This window comes from Enhydrobacter sp., assembly GCA_025808875.1.
Taxonomy (GTDB): domain Bacteria; phylum Pseudomonadota; class Alphaproteobacteria; order Reyranellales; family Reyranellaceae; genus Reyranella.
Map to the genome: position 1 here is coordinate 4,673,093 of CP075528.1, position 18,322 is coordinate 4,691,414.

Consider the following 18,322-nt stretch of genomic DNA (forward strand, 5'->3'; position numbering starts at 1 on the left):
TTCGCGCTGCCACGGACGACCGCTTCGGGCGTTCTCGCGTAACCCACGAAACATTTCCGTCGCCTCGCGTTACCAACGGGAAACACGAGGGGTAGACGATGTAGACATGAGCGATCCGGCGAATACCGCCGTCCAGCCCGATCAGGAACGTATCGAGCGAGTCATGACGGACCGGTTGATGACCGGGAACGTCGCGCTGCGAGTGATGTCGCTGCTGCTGTGGCTGATCCTCGCCCTGGTCTATGGCGGCTCCGCGCCGGCCTGGATGATCCTTCTTCCCTTGGCGCTGCATGCGATCGCGATGGCCGGATTTCTCGGCCTGGCCCGCCTCTACCAGGCCGACCCTCATGCCCGCTCCATCGAGGGTTGGCGGCGCCTCTACATCACGTGTTCGACCCTGACGGGATTGTCCTATGGCGGCGGCGGTGCCTTGCTGGTCGAATTGCCCTTTCCTCAGGAACGGATCGTTGTCGTCGCCGCGCTGATGGTCTCCGCCGCGCTGGCGCCGGGCCGGCTCTACGAGCAGCGAAGCTATGTCGGCTTCGCCGGCCTTTCCCTGATCCTGGTGGCGATCGGCCTCGTGCGGGTCGGCGACGAGTTGTCCTACGCCATGGCCGCGGGCGTGATGGTCTATCTGCTCGCGCTCATGCTGCAGAACCGGCCGCAGTATCGCGCCCAGCGCGAGCAGGTGGCGCTGACCATCGCCAACGAGGACCTGGCGCGCCGCCATGCCGCGGCGGAAGCGGACGCCCGCGCCGCCCGCGACACACTGAACGACGCACTCGACAGCCTGCCGATCGCCACAGCCCTGTGGGATGCCGGCGACCGGCTGGTGATGAGCAACCAGGCGTATCGCGCTCTGGTCCAGAACCTTCCGGCGGCGACGACGCCGGGGGCCGACTTCCGGCAGGCCATGCATGCCATCGCCTTCGATGCCCCCGTCGCCCTGACCCAGGCGGATGGCGAGCAGACCTTCATCGATGCGGCGATCGCGCTCTACACCACGGGCGGGACGTCGGAGTATCGCGCCGGCCCCGATCTGTGGATGCGCGGCCAAGCCCGCCGCACCGCGCGCGGGGGAACCGTCACCACGGTCATCGACATTTCCGAATTGAAGCGGCGTGAAAAGGAGGCAACCCAGTCGCGATCCGTGCTGCAGTCCGTCTTCGACAACATGACCGACGGCGTCCTGCTCTACGAATCGGACGGGCGGTGGGTCTACCAGAACCGCGCCATGGCCCGGCTGCACGACATCTCCGATCAGTTGCTCGCCACCTTGCCCACCTTCTCGGACATCGTCCGTTACCGTGCGATGCGCGGCGACTATGGTCCGATCGAGCAGCTGCCCGGCGGGCTCGATGGCTGGATCGCCAGCCGCGTGGCCCGTTTCAACCAGGCCGATCAGCCTCCCGAGCGGCGGCGCACCGTCATCGGCCGCACCGTCGAGGTCACCTATCGACGCCTCGCCGACGGGCGCGTCCTCACCATCCATCGCGACATCACCGACATCGTGGAGCAGGAGGAGCGCATCAAGGCCGCGCAAGCGGAGTCCGAGAGCACGCGCCTCACACTGCAGACCGTCCTCGACAACATGTCCGACGGCGTGATGATGTTCGACGCCGACTTCACCTGGCGCTTCACCAATCGCCAGCTCGTCGCCTTCCAGCGCCTGCCGCCCGATGTCGGCTATCCCGGCGCTTCGGGCTACGACATCCTGCGCTACCAGGCGCGGCGCGGCGATTTCGGGCCGGCACCGACCGAGGCCGATGTCGATCGCATGGTGAAGGAACGCGCCGAGGCGATGCTGAAGCCCGGTGGCAATCGCTACGAGCGGCGCACCGCATCGGGGCGCATCGTCGAGTTCAATTTCCAGCCGATCCCGGATGGCCGGCTGATCGCGATCTATCGCGATGTCACGGAGCTGCGCGAGAGCGAGCAGGCCGCCACCCGTGCGCGCGATCGCCTGCAGATGGTGCTCGACAACATGGCCGACGGCGTGATGCTGCTCGACCACGAGGAGCGGTGGGCGATCGACAGCGATCGCGTGCGCCACCTGCTCGGCGTGCCCGCCGAGATCGCCCATGTCGGCGTCCGCAGCGCAGATATCCGCGCCTTCCAGAAGCAGAGGGGCGATTTCGCCACCGCGGAGGAGCAGGCGGTCGTCGACCACAGCATGGAACTGGCCCGCCGCGGCCAGGACAGCTCCTACATCCGGCGCACGGCGTCCGGGCGCATCGTCGAATTCAAGGCGCACCGGCTGGAGAACGGCGAGATCCTGCTGACCTATCGCGACATCACGGAACTCAAGGAACAGCAGGAGGAACTCGAGCGCGCCCGCGACGAGGCGCAGGCGGCCAACCAGGCGAAGTCGACCTTCCTCGCCACGATGAGCCACGAGATCCGCACGCCGATGAACGGCGTCGTCGGCACGGCGGAGCTGCTCGAGCGCGAGCCGTTGAACGACCGGCAGAAGCGCCTGGTCCGCATGGTGCGCAGCTCGTCGGCCGCGCTGTTGCGCATCATCGACGACGTGCTCGACTTCTCGAAGATCGAGGCGGGCCACATGGAGCTCGAGGAGGCGCCATGCTCCCTGCGCGCGGTGATCGAGGGCACCGTCGAGACGCTGTCGGTGCAGGTCGAGGCGAAGGGGCTCGAGATCAATGCCGCCGTCGAGCCGGACACGCCCGACGCGGTGTTGGCGGACGTGACTCGGCTGCGGCAGATCCTGTTCAACCTGATCGGAAACGCCGTCAAGTTCACCGACGAGGGCGCCATCACGGTTCGCGCCCGGCCGCTCGCGGTCGACGCACGGACCGTCACTCTGGCGCTGTCGGTCAGAGACACCGGCATCGGCATGGATGCCGTCCAGCAGGCCCGCCTCTTCCAGCCATTCTCACAGGCCGACAGTTCCACGACCCGTCGCTATGGCGGCACGGGCCTCGGCCTCTCGATCGTGCGGCGACTGGCCCAGCTGATGGGCGGGGACGTCGCCGTCGAGAGCGCGCCCGGCAAGGGATCGACCTTCACGGTGACACTGAGAATGAGGCGGATGACCGAAGCGCCGGCGCCGCTCGTGCGCACCGAGCCGATGGCGCTACCCGCCGGCGGCCTGCGCGTGCTCGCCGTGGACGACTACGAGGTCAATCTCGACGTGCTGGCGGAACAGTTCGAGGTCCTGGGAGCCGAGCTGGACACCGCGGCCAACGGCCTGGAGGCCCTGAATCTCTGGCGCCAGCGCGACTACGCGCTGATCCTGACCGACATCCATATGCCCGACATGGACGGCTTCGAGCTCACGCGTCACATCCGCGCCGAGGAGGGCGGGCGGCCGGGAGGGCGGCGCACGCCCATCCTTGCCCTGACGGCGAACGCGCTGAAGGGCGAGGCCGAGCGCTGCATCGCCGCCGGCATGGACGACTATCTCACCAAGCCGCTGACCCTCGACCGCCTGCGCAACGCACTGGCGCGCTGGATGGCCGCGCCAGCCGGCGACGCGCCGGTGCCCGAGCGGTCGTCTGCCGAAGGGCCCGCCATCGATCGGTCGATCATTGCCGAGATGTTTGGCGGCAGTCCGACGGCGATCGCCCGAGTGCTGGGGCGGTTCCGGCAAGCCGGCACAAGGCTGGTCGAAGAGATCGCGGCGGCCCGGAACGACGCCAGGGAACTGCGCGAGCTCGCTCACAAGCTGAAGGGCGCGGCGCGCGCCGCCGGCGCCTTGCGGCTCGGCGACCTCGCGGCCGTGCTGGAACAGTCCGGGCAGGCTGACGATGTCGGGCCGCTGCAGGCCGAGTGGCGCCGCGTCGGCGCCGAACTCGACGACGCGTAGACGGTCAGCCGAAAACCGTCATCCCGTCACCGCCGCGTCAGGCGCTCCACCACCGTGTCGAGCTGATCGAAGTCGCGGATCTCGAGGGTGAGCAGGCTTTGTTCGCCGGCGCCCTTCAGGGAAAGGCTGGCCTTCAGGCCGAGCGCTTCCTCGATGCGCTTTTCGAGCGCGCGGGTGTCGGCGGTCTTGGCGCCCGCCGGGGCCTTGCGCGGGCCCTTTGCCACCGACGGCTTCTTCTCCTCTGCCGCCAGCCGTTCGAGATCGCGGACGCTGAGCTTGTCCTTGATCGCCCGCTCGGCCGTCGCGGCGGGATCGGGAAAGGCGAGCAACGCACGGCCGTGACCGAACGTCAGGTCGCCGCGCTGGATCATGTCCTGCACGCCAGGCGGAAGGTCGAGCAGGCGCATGACATTGGCGACATGCGGCCGGCTCTTGCCGACCCTCGCGGCGATCTCCTCCTGGGTTTGCCCGAACTCCGTGTGCAGGCGATGGTAGCCCTTGGCCTCGTCGATCGCCGTCAGGTCGGCGCGCTGAAGGTTCTCGACCAGGGCGAGCTGCAGGGCCTCGAAGTCGTCGAGGCTGCGCAACACGACGGGAACCTCGTGCAATTGCGCCTTCTGCGCGGCGCGCCAGCGGCGCTCGCCGGCGACGATTTCGTAGGCGCTCGCCTCGCCCGGCAGCGGCCGCACGAGAATGGGCTGGAGCAACCCATGCTGGCGAACCGAGTCGACCAGCGAATCGAGATTGTCGAACGTCGTACGCGGCTGGTAGCGGCCGGCGCGCAGGTGGGTGATCGGCAAGCTCATCGGGGCACGCGAGGCGGGCCGCGAGGGCGGCGCGGCCTCAGCGCGCGGCGGGGCGGGCACCGGCGCCACGGCGGCGGCGACGTCTTCGTCGCCGAGCAGGGCGGAGAGACCGCGGCCAAGACCGCGCGGCCTGGGAGGCTGACTCATGACGGCTGACTCATGGCGAACCTGTTGCGGGAGCTTGTCGATTGGCCGCTTCCGCGGCGGTGCGCCGGCGGCGAATGAACTCGCTCGCCAGCAGGATGTAGGCCTGCGCGCCGGCGCAGGCATTGTCGTAGATCAGCACCGGCAAGCCGTGCGACGGCGCTTCGGCGATGCGCACGTTGCGCGGGATGGTGGTGCCGAAGACGAGATCGCCGAAATGGGCGCGTACATCGGCCTCGACCTGCTGGCTGAGCGTCATGCGGCGATCGACCATGGTCAGCACGACGCCGGCGATGTGCAACTTGGGGTTGAGACGTTTCCTGATCCTCTCCACGGTGTTGCCGAGTGCGCCGATGCCCTCGAGCGCCAGGAACTCGGCTTGCAGCGGCACCAGCACGGCATCGACGGCGACCAACGCGTTGAGCGTCACCAGGCCCAGCGATGGCGGACAGTCGACGAGGATGGTGTCCCATCGCTGCCGCGCCGCGCCGTCGCCGCTCGCCAGCGCATCGGCGAGGCGATGCTCGCGGCGCTCCATGTCGATCAGCTCGATCTCGGCGCCGGCGAGCGAGACATTTGCCGGCATCACGGAGAGGCCGGGGATCTGCGAGGGCCTGACGCAGTCGTCGAGCGGCGACAGGCCGAGCAGGAATTCATAGGAGCCGGGCGAACGCTCGTTGCGCGCGATGCCCAGACCGGTCGAGGCGTTGCCCTGGGGATCGAGATCGATCAGCAGGACCTTCTCGCCGACCGCCGCCAGCGCGGTGGCGAGGTTGATGGCGGTCGTGGTCTTACCGACGCCGCCCTTCTGGTTGGCGATCGCGAAGATCCTTGGGCCGGTAGCGATCGATTCTGAGGAGGACGCCGTCACGGTCCGTCACGCTGGGGAGGGGTTGGGCGTCTATTTCCCAGTCCGCGAGGGCCTCGGTCAACTCGGCCTGCCAGTCTTTGCCCTTGTGGAAAAGGCAAATAGCGCGTGCGGAGCGGTGCGGCGCGGCCCAGCCGAGAAGCTGGCCGAGCGGGGCCAGGGCGCGCGCGGTCACGACGTCGGCGTTGGCCGGCGGCGCCGTCTCGATCCGGCCGACAACGATCCTGGGCGGCTTCGCCAGGCCCATGCGCCGCGCGGCTTCGCCCAGATAGGCGGCCTTGCGGGCATCCGATTCGATCAGTGTGACGTCGAGGTCGGGCCGGATGGCGGCGAGAACCAGGCCGGGGAAGCCGGCGCCGCTGCCGAGATCGACCAGGGATCTGGCGTCGGAGGGAATATGCGATGCCACTTGCGCCGAATCCACGACATGCCGGCTCCAGGCATCGTCGAGGGTGCTCCGGCTGACCAGATTGATGGCCTTCTGCCACTTGGCCAGGGTCTCGACCATGGCCTCGAGCTGGTCGATCGTTCCACGTGGAACATCGAGCCCAATCCCGCGCATCAGGCGGCCCGGCGGCGGACGTGCTTCAGGAGCGCAACCAGGGCAGCCGGCGTAACCCCCGAGATCCGAGCGGCCTGGCCGAGGGTCGCCGGCTTGTGGCTCTGCAGCTTTTGGCGAACCTCATTGCTCAGGCTGCCGATGGCCGCATAGTCGAGGTCCGCCGGCAGCGCCAGCGCCTCGTCCCGGCGGTAGGCGGCGATATCCTGACGTTGACGCCCCAGATACCCCTCATAGCGGGCATCAATGGTCAGTTGTTCGACGATATCACCAGGGATAGTAGCCAGTTCCGGCCATAGGGCCGCCAGACGCGGCCAATCGATGTCCGGATAGGCCAGCAATTCCAAGGCAGAGCGCGGCACGCCGTCCTGGTTGATCGAGACCCCGCGCCTGGCCAGGGCGCTGGGTGTCGCCTTGAGATCCGTTGCCAGCCGCCGCGCCGCCGCCAACCGCGATTGTTTCACGTGGAACATCTCGGCGCGCCGGCTGCCGATGCAGCCGGTCGCGAGGCCCAGAGGTGTCAGCCGCTGATCGGCATTGTCGGCCCGCAGCCACAGCCGGTACTCCGCCCGGGAGGTGAACATACGGTAGGGCTCGGTCACGCCCAGGCTGACCAAATCGTCAATCAAAACACCGAGATAGCCGTCGGCGCGGTCGACGGTGAAGGGCGCCGATCCGGCCGCCGCCAAGGCGGCATTCAGCCCCGCGATCAGCCCTTGCGCGGCCGCTTCCTCGTACCCGGTCGTGCCGTTGATCTGGCCGGCCATGTAGAGACCCGGCACCCGCCGCGTTTCCAGGGTCGGATGAAGCTCCCGCGGGTCGATATGATCGTATTCGATGGCATACCCCGGCCGCAGCATGGCTGCCCGCTCCAGACCCGGGATGGTCTGCAGCAGGGCGAGCTGCACCTCGCGCGGCAGGGAGGTCGAAATGCCGTTGGGATACACGGTCGGATCGTCCAGCCCCTCGGGCTCGAGGAAGATCTGGTGCCGCTCACGCTGGCCGAAACGGACGACCTTGTCCTCGATCGACGGGCAATAGCGTGGCCCCACGCTTTCGATCTGGCCGGAATACATCGGCGCGCGGTGCAGGTTGGCGCGGATGATGTCGTGCGTCGTCGCCGTCGTCGACGTGATGTGGCAGGCGATCTGCGGCGTCGTGATCCTGTCCGTCAGGTACGAGAAGGGCACCGGCGGATCGTCGCCGTCCTGGCGCTCGAGCGAGGCGTAGTCGATGGTGCGGCCGTCGAGCCGCGCCGGCGTGCCGGTCTTGAGCCGCCCCAGCGCGAAGCCGAGAGTATGCAACTTTTGCGCGAGCGCCGTCGACGGCGCCTCGACCGCATCGGCCGCGAGATCGGCTGGCACGCCGTCGCGCTGGCCGCGCGCGCGCCCGGCCGGGATCGTCATTTCACCCAGATGAATCAGGCCTCGGAGGAACGTGCCCGTGGTCAGCACGACCCGCCCCGCGGCAATCTCGACGCCGCTCTCCGTGAGCACGCCGATACACGCGCCGCGCGCATCGAGCAGAATATCGGCCACCGCCTCGCCCCGGATCTCGAGGCCGGCCTGCGCCGCCAGCAGCTCCTGCACGGCCTGGCGGTAGAGCTGGCGATCGGCCTGGGCGCGCGGACCGCGCACGGCGGGTCCCTTGGAAAGATTGAGGGTGCGGAACTGGATGCCCGCCCGGTCGATGGCCCGCCCCATGACACCGTCGAGCGCATCGATCTCGCGCACCAGATGGCCCTTGCCGAGCCCCCCGATCGCCGGATTGCAGGACATTTCCCCGATCGTATCGAGGCGATGGGTGAGCAGCAGCGTGCGCGCGCCAAGGCGCGCCGACGCGGCCGCCGCCTCGCAGCCGGCATGGCCGCCGCCCACCACGATCACGTCATAGGAAAAACCCGGCATCGCGGACGCTTAAGTCGGGGAAGGCGGCGGCCGGGTCAAGGGCGGGCGGCCGTTCTCGCCCAGTCCACACCGGGTGGACGGCTCGGATGCCGATGCCACGGGCATCCGAGGCGATTCGTCCACGAATCCTCGCCGTCCACCCGAGTCCACAGTGTCCACTCATCCACGGGCCGATGTCTCACCGGTGTCTCACCCGGCGAGACACGCCAACCCATTGATATCATTTGATATTCCACCAAATGTCTCACTGGGACATCGAGGGAGGTATCCGGGGGTGCCTGCCAAAACTGCCAAAATCGCCAAAACTGCCGCAGGCCCGGACGTGGCAATGCTTCGCCTTTCGTCCAAAGGATCCTAGGTCGCGGGCACCCCCGCCGTGTCGTTGATCCGCCCGACCTCGACCCGGTCGCCCTCGACCTCGATCTCGTTCAGGCAGCACGGGTCCTGGGCGAGCTTCCAGTAGGCCGACAGCGGCTGGTCGAGGAGCTGCAGCAGCAGGGCGCGGTTGACGCTGTCATGGCCGACCAGCACGACGGTCTCCTTCGGATGGCGCGCCAGCACGAAGCGCAAAGCGTCCGACGTGCGCGCCACCAGATCCTGCAGCGATTCGCCATCCGGGAAGCGCATGAGCTGCGGCGCCACGTGCCATAGGCGATAGAGCTCGGGCTGCTCGGCCTTCACCTCGTCCTGCACGCGCATCTGCCACTTGCCGTAGTCGAGATCCATCAAGCCATCGACCACGCTCGCGCTGACGCCGCACGCGGCCGCGATCCTCGCGCCCGTCGCGACGCAGCGCTGCATGCCCGACGTGTAGACCGCGGCCGGTTTCGAGGTTGCGGCGATGCGCGCCGCCACCGCATCGGCCTGGCGCTGCCCCAGCTCCGTCAGCGCGAGCTCGGCGCGCCCGCGGAAGCGCTTGGGCTTGATGCCGTCGACATGGCCGTGGCGGGTGAGGATGATCCTGGTCATGGACTCCGCTGGTGAACCTCGTCGCGCAAAAGCCTATCGCGCGCGCTGAACGCGGACCTGCTCGCGCAGCTGACGCTCAAGCTCGGCCAGGCGCTCGAACTCGCTCTTTGTGTCTTGAGGATTGTCCTGTTCCCATACACTCAAGATATCAGAGTGAATCGCACTAGGACATACGCAGCAGCCTCGGCCGTCAACGCGATCCCGTCGTGACCTACGACCGCAGCACTTGGCCGGGGAAGTGGCGACTCCCGCGCCGACAATTGCGCGCGAATACTTGCCTTGACCCGCCCTGAACGAGCGCCCACGTCTAGGGTCAGTGATAAGCCGTCAGTTCAGGAGTTGACAATGTCGCCGGTGCGTGTTGGGCGTGTCCGCCCACTTCCGAATGGTAAGTTTGAAGCTGTCATAGAGTCAGATTTCGGCGACGAAAGCCGAAACTTCGATACCCAGCGTGATGCAGAGCAATGGCTGCACTCGGAAGGCGCCTGGGGAGAAGAAGACGGCTAGGTGCCTTTGCTACCTAATGCCACTCACTTCAAGCATTGGGTAGCAAACACACCCAGGCTACCCGAACCTCCGCGATGCGTTCTTGTCTATGGAGTGAGTTCAGCCGAGGCCATCGCGTAGGCCTCGCTGACCGACGCCCGCGCTTCGTCGCGGGAGCCGTGAGACACCGCGACGGCGATCAGTAATGCTTCGATGATGAACGCCGTCTTGAGGTTGGTCCTTGCAGCATCCTTGCTCAAAAACCCAATCGGCGGCTCGAAAAGCCGAATTGCGTAGTTGTGGATCGCTTGGTCTGTGAAGCGCACAGGATCGCGCGTATGTGCGCAGATGTTCCTAAGCTCCCGGATGATATCGAGTTGCTGATAGGTCTCGTCATCGATCGCACTGAACAGACAGGCAATCTCCATCCGGCGCGAAAAACTGCTCATTGGCCCGTCCATGCGGAAGATCCATGGGAAGTCGCGCTCGAATGAAACGTCAAATGGTCGACTGTCGGCGATCCGAAACATTAACAGATCGTCCAGATGTGCTGCCGCCAAGATCACGGTAGCTCTATCGGACTCGCCATGGAGTTCATCGAAAAAGTCGGCGTAATCAGAAACATCCAGCTTCTTTTGGAAGGCTGACCGAAGCGTCCTTAAGGAATTCGGGCGCGATGCGTCCAGAATGCTCGGCCGCCTCGCCTTGACGTTCTCAGTCACGGTATCCTCCCGAGCATGCCACGACGGCGTGACGCCGACGAAACCGACCAGCTCCGCAAGAAGATGCTGCAAGGCGCGTTTGCCGGCCCGCCGACCTCGCTCAAGGATATCTCGACGAGCAGGGGTAAGTTGCGGCGCATCGGTGGAAAACCGCAGCGCCGTCGCCGTGTGTTCGGCCGCAAAAAGCGAGCCGCTTAGGTCCCTTTTCCTGAAACAATCAGGCCCCCAACCCGGGGCGGCTTGACTCGCGTGCATCAGCGTTGTCCGCTTCACCCGCAAGTAGCGGGGAGGAAGCGAGCGGTGGCTAAAGACAAGGACCAAGGCAAGCCTAGGGACATTCCGCCCGAAAAGCCGCGCGAACCCATTCGGAAGATCGAAGAGGGCCAAGTATGGGAACGCAAGAAGCCGGACAACGTGACGGATTGGGACCGACCGAGGCCGCCAAGGAAGAACGAAGACGAGAAGACCTAGAAGGCGGCTTCTACGATCTGGATTTCGCGGCCCATAGATGCCGACGCTACCATGAGAAGCTGACGGTATTCTACGGGGCGTGGCGCAATGCATTTCGTGTCGTGACGGTGCTCGCTGGCAGCAGTGCATTTTTCGTTGTCGTCGCTGAATTCCAATCTCTAGCGGTGTTCATCACTGCATTCGTCGGCCTTTGGGCGATCCTCGATATAGTCTGGATGCCCGACAAGAAGCACGATCTCCATAACGAACTGTGCAAGCGGTTCATTGGACTGGCCGCCAAGATTGAAAGAGCGCCACGAACCGAAGAGGCCTTGCGCGAACTGAGAGCGGAGCGTCTGTTGATCGAACAGAACGAGCCGCCTTGCAAGCGGCTGGTCGACATCGAGGCGCGCAACGACGAACTGCGCGCCAGAAACTTCCCCCCGGAAATGCTCGCTCCTTTGACGTCGTGGCAGCGAACCGCCGGCCGCTATGGCTCTAACTGGGGCCTTGTGCGGCTGGAGAAGTGGAAGGCCGAGCAACCGCGCCATTCCTAATCTGCATCATCACCGAGACCCGCGCCGCTTGGGGCTATCGTCTTAAGTGTGTTTGCTACCTAATGCCGCTTACTTCCCGATGCAGAAGTCGCGGAAGATCACGTCCAGCAATTCATCGATGCGCACCGTGCCGGTGATGCGGCCGATGGCGCGCATGGCGAGCCGCAAATCTTCGGCGGCGAGGGCGATCTCCGGCGCCTGCAGGGCGCGGCCGAGCGCGGCCTGCGCTTCCATCAGCGCCTCGCGGTGACGGGCGCGGGTGAGCGGCGGCGGGCCGCTCGCTTCCATCAGGCCGCCCGCCGAGCGCTCGATGCGTGCCAGCAGCTCGGGCAGTCCGGCGCCGGTCCTGGCGGAGAGGGCGACCACACCGACGCCGTCGATCGACGCGAGATCGGTCTTGTTGGCGACGACGATGTCGTGCGTGGCGTCCCAGCGCTCGGTCGCCCGGGTGAGGGTCGCCCTCTCGCTCTTCCAGTCGCCGGTCGCGTCGAGAACCAGCAGGCGCAGATCGGCCTCGGCGGCGCGGGCGCGGGCGCGGCGCACGCCCTCCCGCTCGATCGCATCGACCGACTCGCGCAGGCCTGCCGTGTCGGCCAGCACCACCGGCCAGCCGCCGAGATCGAGATGCACCTCGATCACGTCGCGCGTCGTGCCGGCGGTCTCCGACACGATCGCCGCCTCGCGCCGCGCCAGAAGGTTGAGCAGCGACGACTTGCCAGCGTTGGGCGGGCCGATGAGGACGATGTGCAGCCCGTCGCGCAGCCGCTCGCCGCGCTTGTCCTCGAGGTGGGCTGCGATCTCGTCCTGCAGCCGGCGGATGCCTTGGCTCACTTCGGCGCCGAGGCCAGGCGGCAGATCCTCGTCGGGAAAATCGATGGCCGCCTCGAGATGCGCGAGCGCACGCAAACCGAGCGTGCGCCAATCCTCGTAGAGGCGGTGCAGCGCGCCGTCCATCTGCTGCAGCGCCTGCCTGCGCTGCTGGTCGGTCTCGGCGGCGACCAGGTCGGCGATCGCCTCGGCCTCGGTGAGGTCGAGCTTGCCGTGCTCGAAGGCGCGGCGCGTGAACTCGCCCGGCTCGGCGAGGCGACAGAAGCCGAGCTTCTGGATCGCCGCCAGCGCGCCGTTCACCACTGCGCGCCCGCCGTGCAGATGCAGCTCGGCCATCATCTCGCCGGTCTCGCTGCGCGGTGCCTCGAACCACACGACCAGGCCGCGATCGATCTCCTCGGCCGTCATCGGATCGATCACGGTGCGCAAGGCCATGTGGCGCGGCTCGGGCAGCGCGGGATCGCGCGCCGAATGGCCGCGCCGGAAGGCGTGCGGCTCAGTGAGGAAGAGCAGGGCATCGGCCGCGCGCGGGCCGCTGAGGCGGATCACGGAGATCGCGCCCGGCGCCGCGCGCGACGGCGCGGGCGTGGCGAGCGCGTAGATCGTGTCGTCCGGCATCAGCGCCGTTTCTGGGCGGGAGCCGGAGGGGGCGCCGGCGCGGGAGCCGCGGCGGCACGCACGGTCACCTTGTCGGCGATCCTGTCGTAGAGCGCCTCGGGGATGAGGCGACGCTCGACCAGCTCGCCCTTCGCCTTGAACGGGCGGGCGCGGATGATCGCCTCGGCGCGCACCTCGCCGATACCGTCGAGCACCATCAGCTCGTCGCGGCTTGCGCTGTTGAGATCGATGCCCGTTCCCGCTGGCGGCCGCGCCGGTTGTCCGTGCGCCGAGATGGCGCCGAGCGTCAAGACCGCGCCCAGCAGCGCGACGCCCGACAGCCTCATGCGACGATCTCTTCCCACACCGGCAGCGGCCGTCGTTCGAACGGCAGCTTCCATGCCGCGCAGTTGGTGCGGTCGACCAGCGCCGCCGGGGTCATGATCTCGGCCGGCACACTCTCGCCGCGCAGATGGCGCAGCATCGCCCGGGTCGCCACCGCGGCGATGGTGAAGGCGCTGAAATCCACGCTCGCCAGCATCGTGCCGCGCTCGATGCAGTCGATGGCGGCGGGCAGGGCGTTGATGCCGACCACCTTCGCCGTGCGGCCGACATCGGCCATTGCGTCGAGCGCACCCAAGGCCATCAGGTCGTTGGCCGCCCACACGCCGTCGATCCGGTCGTGCCGGGCCAGCAGCGCGGCCATGGCCGACCGGGCCGGCACCTGCAACAGATCGCCGACCGCGAGGTCGAGAAGCTCGACCCCGGGGACCTTGGCGAGCGCATCGCGCAGCCCCTGCACGCGCGCCCGGCTGGTCGGCACCGACGGCTTGCCCTCGAGCCCGACGATGCGGCCCTCGCCACCCAGCCCCTCGATGAGGGCCGTCGCCGCCCGCGCCCCGATGGCGTGGTCGTCGGCGCCAACGAAGGTAACCGCCTTGCCCTTCATGCGGTTGATGAACAGCGCCACCGGGATGCCGGCCATCGCCAGGGCGGCGAGATCGTCCTGCAGCGCCACGTCGTCGGCCGGGTTGAGCAGGACGGCGTCGACCTTGTCGGCCAGGGCCTGCCTGACCAGGGCCTTCTGCTGGCCGACGTCGTCGGGCGTCTCGGGGACATAGTGCACGGTCCGCGCGCCCGCCTCCGCCGCCACCCGGTCGGCGGCCAGCCGGGCCGCGACGTAGGCGGGATTGACCCGGTTCTTGGTGAAGACGGCAATGGTGGTCGGCTGGGGCATGGCTTCCTATTTTACCGGCGTCTCCGGCTGTAGTATCGCCCCTCGATGGCCAAAGCCTACGACCGAATTCCCGAACGCCGCGCCGTCATAAGGCGGCGCGCGCTGGAGGAGGCCTTGGCCGCGCTGGTCGAGGACCGGCCGGCCGGCTCGGATATTCCCCGGCCGCAGGTGCTCGCCCTGCTGCGCGTCGCCCTGGCCAAGGGCCGGGCCGAGATCCGCCGCCGCTTCGAGGAGCCCGGCCCGCTGCGCAACGACGGGCCGGCGGTGCTGGCGGCCACCTCGTTCCTGATGGACCAGATCGTGCGGGTCATCTTCGATTTCGCCGACCAGCGCGCCTATCCCGCGGCCAACCCCAGCGCGGCCGAGCGCCTGAGCGTGGTGGCGACGGGTGGCTTCGGCCGCGGCGAGCTGGCGCCGCTCTCCGACATCGACCTGCTGTTCCTGCGCCCCTACAAGCAGACGCCAAGGGGCGAGCAGATCGTCGAGTTCATGCTCTACCTCTTGTGGGATCTCGGGCTGAAGGTCGGCCACGCCACCCGCACGGTCGACGAGAGCCTGCGCTACGGCGAGCGCGACCACACGATCCGCACGGCGCTGCTCGAGGCGCGCTACCTGTGGGGCGATCGCGAGCTGTTCGACGAGCTCGTGCGCGGCTTCGCCCAGCGCTTCCTCGCCGGCGACGGGCGCGACTTCGTCGAGGCCAAGCTCACCGAGCGCGACCAGCGCCATCAGCGCATGGGCGACTCACGCTATGTCGTCGAGCCCAACGTCAAGGAGGGCAAGGGCGGGCTGCGCGACCTGCACCTGCTGTTCTGGATCGCCAAGTATCTCTACCGCGTCACCGAGCCCGGCGAGCTGGTCGCCAAGGGCGTGCTGACGCGCGAGGAGGCGCGTCACTTCGAGAGGGCCGAGCGATTCCTCTCGACGGTGCGCTGCCACATCCACTACCTGACCGGCCGCACCGACGATCGCGTGTCGTTCGACCTGCAGCGCGAGATCGCCACGCGCCTGCTCTACCAGGATCGGCCGGGCAGCCGCGGCGTCGAGCGCTTCATGAAGCACTACTATCTTCATGCCAAGACGGTCGGCGACCTCACACGCATCTTCGTCGCCGCGCTGGAGGACAGCCGCCGGCGCAAGCCCAAGCTCGCCGCGCTGTGGCAGACGCTCAGGCCGCGCCAGCTCGGCGGCTTCCGACTCGACGGCGAACGGCTCGGCGTCGCCCAGCCCGACCAGTTCGAGAAGGATCCCGTGGCGATCCTGCGGCTCTTTCATGTGGCGCAGCAGAACGGGCTCGACATCCATCCGGCGAGTCTCAGGCTCATCACCCAGCACATCCGCCTGGTCGACCGCTTGCGTTCCGACCCCGAGGCCAACCGCCTGTTCATGGAGATGCTGACCTCGCGGCACGATCCGGAGACGACGCTGCGACGTCTCAACGAGGCCGGCGTGTTCGGCCGCTTCGTGCCCGACTTCGGCCGTGTCGTGGCGCAGACGCAGCACGACATGTATCACACCTACACGGTCGACGAGCACACGATCCGCGCCATCGGCATCCTGGCGCGCATCGAATCGGGCGAGCTGAAGGAAGACCACCCGCTCGCCTCCGACGTGGTGCACAAGATCCTGTCGCGGCCGGCCCTCTATCTCGCCGTGCTGCTGCACGACATCGCCAAGGGCCGCGGCGGCGACCACTCGGTGCTCGGCGCCGACGTCGCCCTGCAGCTCGGCCCGCGGCTCGGCCTCAGCGCGGCCGAAACCGAAACCGTGGCGTGGCTGGTGCGCTATCACCTCGCCATGTCGGCGACGGCCTTCCAGCGCGATCTCATGGACCCCAAGACCATCGAAAGCTTCGCCGCCCTGGTGCAGTCGCCCGAGCGGCTGCGTCTCCTGCTGGTCCTGACGGTGTGCGACATCCGCGCCGTCGGTCCCAACGTGTGGAACGGCTGGAAGGCGGCCTTGCTGCGTCAGCTCTACTACGCGGCGGAGCAGGTGCTGTCGGGCGGCACGCTGGCCGGCGCGCGCCAGGAGCGGGTCAAGGCGGTGCAGGCCGAGGTCGCCAGGAGACTCGCCGGCTGGACCGAGGTCGAAAAGGAAGAGCATTTCTCGCGCGGCTATGCCCCGTATTGGCTGTCGTTCGATCCCGACACGCTGGCGCGCCAGGCCGAGCTGGTGCGGCGCGCCGAGCGCGACCACCAGCCGCTCGCCATCGAGCATCGCGTCGATGTCCAGCGCTCGGTGACCGACGTCACGATCTACACGCTCGACACGCACGGCCTGTTCGCCCGGCTCGCCGGCGCCATGGCGATCAGCGGCGCCAACATCGTCGACGCCAAGATCTTCACCCTCGCCAACGGCATGGCGCTCGACACGTTCTCGCTGCAGGATCTCGAGGGCAAGCCGTTCGACGGCCCGCAGCGCCTGGCGCGGCTGGCCGCCCGGGTCGAGCTCTCGCTGTCCAACCGCCTCGACATCGCCCGCGAGCTCGACAGCCAGAAGAGCCAGTGGCCCAGGAGCGATCGCGTCTTCACCGTGCAGCCGCGCGTTCTGGTCGACAACAACGCGTCCGACACCTTCACCGTGATCGAGGTCAACGGCCGCGACCGGCCGGGCTTCCTGCACGTCGTCACGCGCGCGCTGACGCGGCTCAACCTGCAGATCGCCTCGGCGCACATCACGACCTACGGCGAGCGCGCCGTCGACGTGTTCTACGTGAAGGATCTGTTCGGCCTCAAGGTGCTGAGCCAGGCCAAGCTCAAGCAGGTCACCGAGACGGTCGAGCAGTCGATCCGCGACTTCGACGCCCGCTTCGAGCCGTTGCCCAAGGCGGCGGAGTAGGCGCCGCGGCCTTATTCGCAGCCGGCGTTCACGGCCGGACCGACATCGACGTCACGCACGACTTTCCGCCTTCCGCTTCGCACACCATTCGCACGACACGGCGCGCCGTCACGTCACTGCAGGACACACCCAGGGCCCTCGACATGTCGAGATGCTGGCGCAGCGTTGCCCGACCGCCAGCCCCGATCGGATGGAGAATGCCGTCGCGATAGGCCGACCTCAGCTCGACCAGACGTTCCCGCCCGTCGCGCAAGGCGAGCACCAGATCGACCTGGAGGTAGTCGATGATGTCGAGGGTATTGTTTTCGACATCGAGGCTCGGCACGCAATTGCCGTAGACGATGTCGTCGGCGCCCCGCGTGATCTCGATGCGGTCCATCGCAAGACCGGTCGCGGGCGACAGCACGACGAGAACTCCGACCAACCAACGAACGAGCATCGCTTCCCTCCCTCAGCCCTGCGGGGACGCCTCCCCGGCCTGAAGTCTCTGCTCCCGGCGCGTCGCCAACATCTGCAGAATGGTCGCCGCCGTTTCCTCGATCGAGCGGCGCGTGACGTCGATGGTGGCCCATTTGCGCCGCGCATAGAGACGACGCGCTTCCTGGATCTCGCCCTGCACGCGTTCCATGTCGGTGTATTCGGTTTCGGTGTCCTGTTGCAGGAGCCGCAGCCGATTGACTCGGATCTGGACCAGGCGTTCCGGATCGGTGATCAACCCGACGATCAGGGGCCGCTTCGCGGCTTCGAGCTCGGACGGCGGCGGTACCGCCGGCACCAGCGGAACATTGGCCGCGCGCACGCCGCGGTTGGCGAGATAGACGCAGGTCGGCGTCTTCGACGTGCGGGAAGGTCCGACGAGGACAACGTCGGCGTCCTCGAGATCGTGGGTCGACTGGCCGTCGTCGTGCGCCAGCGTATAGTGCATCGCGTCGATGCGGTCGAAGTAGCCTTCGTCGAGCTGGTGCTGACGGCCCGGCCATTGCTCGCTCTTGGAATGAAAATGGACGGCCAGCACGCTCATGACCTGATCGAGCACGCCGACGCAGGGAAGCTGCAGCCGGCGGCAATGATCGCGCACCAGGTCGCGCAATTCGGGGTCGACCAGGGTGTAGAGGACGGGCCCGCGGTCGCGCTCGACCGCCTGCATGACTTTTTCCATCTGCCCCTTGGTGCGAACCAGCGACCAGACGTGCTCCTGCACGAAGACGCCCTCGTATTGCACGAGACAGGCACGTGCCACGCTCTGCACGGTCTCGCCGGTCGAATCCGAGACGAGATGAATATGAAAATTGCGATTGGCCACGCCTCAACTTACCCCACAGCCCGCGGGGGAGAAATGGCGGCGATCCGCGGGCAACGCGGGGACAATACCGCTTCCGACGCTCCCGTCGACCGAACGAGACCCGACTCGCCACTGCCGTCCAGAGTCCTGTCCGCTCTGGAAAAGCCCGGCGGAATGGTCTGCGAATCGCGAACAGCCGTATACAAGGCCCAAGAATCGCACTCCTCCGATCCACAAGGGATTGGG

15 protein-coding genes are annotated in these 18,322 nt (G+C 67.6%); 4 read left to right on the forward strand and 11 right to left on the reverse strand.

Annotation, left to right across the window (positions count from 1 at the left end; all coding sequences use genetic code 11):
• The first annotated feature begins 106 nt into the window (after window positions 1–106).
• Window positions 107–3,826: a PAS-domain containing protein gene (locus tag KIT25_23255; GenBank protein UYN94899.1), complete on the forward strand. Its 3,720-nt coding sequence runs from the start codon at window positions 107–109 to the stop codon at window positions 3,824–3,826.
• A 26-nt stretch (window positions 3,827–3,852) separates the two neighbouring features.
• Here KIT25_23255 and KIT25_23260 read toward each other — a convergent pair whose 3' ends face one another.
• From KIT25_23260 to KIT25_23280, 5 genes are all read right to left on the reverse strand, one after another.
• Window positions 3,853–4,779, reverse strand: coding sequence for a ParB/RepB/Spo0J family partition protein (locus tag KIT25_23260; protein ID UYN94900.1), 927 nt, complete (start codon window positions 4,777–4,779; stop codon window positions 3,853–3,855).
• A 10-nt stretch (window positions 4,780–4,789) separates the two neighbouring features.
• Window positions 4,790–5,623 (reverse strand): ParA family protein, encoded by an 834-nt coding sequence (locus tag KIT25_23265; GenBank protein UYN98040.1) that lies wholly within the window; start codon window positions 5,621–5,623, stop codon window positions 4,790–4,792.
• On the reverse strand, window positions 5,568–6,206 hold the full coding sequence (gene rsmG, locus KIT25_23270; GenBank protein ID UYN94901.1) for a 16S rRNA (guanine(527)-N(7))-methyltransferase RsmG: 639 nt from the start codon (window positions 6,204–6,206) through the stop codon (window positions 5,568–5,570). The genes KIT25_23265 and rsmG overlap by 56 nt, the downstream gene beginning before the upstream one ends.
• Window positions 6,206–8,110 (reverse strand): tRNA uridine-5-carboxymethylaminomethyl(34) synthesis enzyme MnmG, encoded by a 1,905-nt coding sequence (gene mnmG / locus KIT25_23275; GenBank protein UYN94902.1) that lies wholly within the window; start codon window positions 8,108–8,110, stop codon window positions 6,206–6,208. Before mnmG ends, rsmG begins: the two co-directional genes overlap by 1 nt.
• A 354-nt stretch (window positions 8,111–8,464) precedes the next feature.
• Window positions 8,465–9,079, reverse strand: coding sequence for a histidine phosphatase family protein (locus tag KIT25_23280; GenBank protein UYN94903.1), 615 nt, complete (start codon window positions 9,077–9,079; stop codon window positions 8,465–8,467).
• Window positions 9,080–9,424: 345 nt separating this feature from the next.
• On the opposite strand from KIT25_23280, the gene KIT25_23285 reads away from it, so the two are divergent.
• Complete coding sequence (locus KIT25_23285) at window positions 9,425–9,586, forward strand: hypothetical protein (protein ID UYN94904.1); 162 nt, start codon at window positions 9,425–9,427, stop codon at window positions 9,584–9,586.
• A gap of 86 nt (window positions 9,587–9,672) precedes the next feature.
• Here the strand turns inward: KIT25_23285 and KIT25_23290 are convergent, their stop codons facing one another.
• Window positions 9,673–10,674 (reverse strand): hypothetical protein, encoded by a 1,002-nt coding sequence (locus KIT25_23290; GenBank protein UYN94905.1) that lies wholly within the window; start codon window positions 10,672–10,674, stop codon window positions 9,673–9,675.
• A gap of 2 nt (window positions 10,675–10,676) precedes the next feature.
• Between KIT25_23290 and KIT25_23295 the strand changes: the two genes are divergently transcribed.
• On the forward strand, window positions 10,677–11,294 hold the full coding sequence (locus KIT25_23295; GenBank protein UYN94906.1) for a hypothetical protein: 618 nt from the start codon (window positions 10,677–10,679) through the stop codon (window positions 11,292–11,294).
• Between the two features lie 69 nt (window positions 11,295–11,363).
• Here the strand turns inward: KIT25_23295 and mnmE are convergent, their stop codons facing one another.
• The 3 genes from mnmE to KIT25_23310 are packed head-to-tail and all read right to left on the reverse strand — an operon-like array spanning window position 11,364 to window position 13,956.
• Complete coding sequence (gene mnmE / locus KIT25_23300; protein UYN94907.1) at window positions 11,364–12,740, reverse strand: tRNA uridine-5-carboxymethylaminomethyl(34) synthesis GTPase MnmE; 1,377 nt, start codon at window positions 12,738–12,740, stop codon at window positions 11,364–11,366.
• Entirely contained in the window at window positions 12,740–13,066 is a 327-nt protein-coding gene (locus KIT25_23305; protein ID UYN94908.1) for a helix-hairpin-helix domain-containing protein, read from the reverse strand. The genes mnmE and KIT25_23305 overlap by 1 nt, the downstream gene beginning before the upstream one ends.
• The gene (locus tag KIT25_23310) at window positions 13,063–13,956 is read right to left on the reverse strand and encodes a sugar ABC transporter substrate-binding protein (GenBank protein UYN94909.1); all 894 of its coding nucleotides are present in this window, start codon (window positions 13,954–13,956) and stop codon (window positions 13,063–13,065) included. Before KIT25_23310 ends, KIT25_23305 begins: the two co-directional genes overlap by 4 nt.
• 45 nt (window positions 13,957–14,001) lie before the next feature.
• On the opposite strand from KIT25_23310, the gene KIT25_23315 reads away from it, so the two are divergent.
• The gene (locus KIT25_23315; GenBank protein ID UYN94910.1) at window positions 14,002–16,794 is read left to right on the forward strand and encodes a [protein-PII] uridylyltransferase; all 2,793 of its coding nucleotides are present in this window, start codon (window positions 14,002–14,004) and stop codon (window positions 16,792–16,794) included.
• A gap of 28 nt (window positions 16,795–16,822) precedes the next feature.
• On the opposite strand, the gene KIT25_23320 is transcribed toward KIT25_23315, so the two are convergent.
• Together KIT25_23320 and KIT25_23325 are read right to left on the reverse strand one after the other, a co-directional pair.
• Window positions 16,823–17,233, reverse strand: coding sequence for a hypothetical protein (locus KIT25_23320; protein ID UYN94911.1), 411 nt, complete (start codon window positions 17,231–17,233; stop codon window positions 16,823–16,825).
• A 12-nt stretch (window positions 17,234–17,245) separates the two neighbouring features.
• Entirely contained in the window at window positions 17,246–18,097 is an 852-nt protein-coding gene (locus KIT25_23325; protein UYN94912.1) for a kinase/pyrophosphorylase, read from the reverse strand.
• Window positions 18,098–18,322 lie beyond the last annotated feature (225 nt).

Bases quoted from the DNA above. Each gene is read 5' to 3' on its own strand.
- rsmG (UYN94901.1), bottom strand. From the start codon at position 6,206: ATGCGCGGGATTGGGCTCGATGTTCCACGTGGAACGATCGACCAGCTC.
- mnmG (UYN94902.1), bottom strand. From the start codon at position 8,110: ATGCCGGGTTTTTCCTATGACGTGATCGTGGTGGGCGGCGGCCATGCC.
- KIT25_23310 (UYN94909.1), bottom strand. From the start codon at position 13,956: ATGCCCCAGCCGACCACCATTGCCGTCTTCACCAAGAACCGGGTCAAT.
- KIT25_23255 (UYN94899.1), top strand. From the start codon at position 107: ATGAGCGATCCGGCGAATACCGCCGTCCAGCCCGATCAGGAACGTATC.
- KIT25_23305 (UYN94908.1), bottom strand. From the start codon at position 13,066: ATGAGGCTGTCGGGCGTCGCGCTGCTGGGCGCGGTCTTGACGCTCGGC.
- KIT25_23295 (UYN94906.1), top strand. From the start codon at position 10,677: ATGGGAACGCAAGAAGCCGGACAACGTGACGGATTGGGACCGACCGAG.
- KIT25_23315 (UYN94910.1), top strand. From the start codon at position 14,002: ATGGCCAAAGCCTACGACCGAATTCCCGAACGCCGCGCCGTCATAAGG.
- mnmE (UYN94907.1), bottom strand. From the start codon at position 12,740: ATGCCGGACGACACGATCTACGCGCTCGCCACGCCCGCGCCGTCGCGC.
- KIT25_23285 (UYN94904.1), top strand. From the start codon at position 9,425: ATGTCGCCGGTGCGTGTTGGGCGTGTCCGCCCACTTCCGAATGGTAAG.
- KIT25_23280 (UYN94903.1), bottom strand. From the start codon at position 9,079: ATGACCAGGATCATCCTCACCCGCCACGGCCATGTCGACGGCATCAAG.
- KIT25_23320 (UYN94911.1), bottom strand. From the start codon at position 17,233: ATGCTCGTTCGTTGGTTGGTCGGAGTTCTCGTCGTGCTGTCGCCCGCG.
- KIT25_23260 (UYN94900.1), bottom strand. From the start codon at position 4,779: ATGAGTCAGCCTCCCAGGCCGCGCGGTCTTGGCCGCGGTCTCTCCGCC.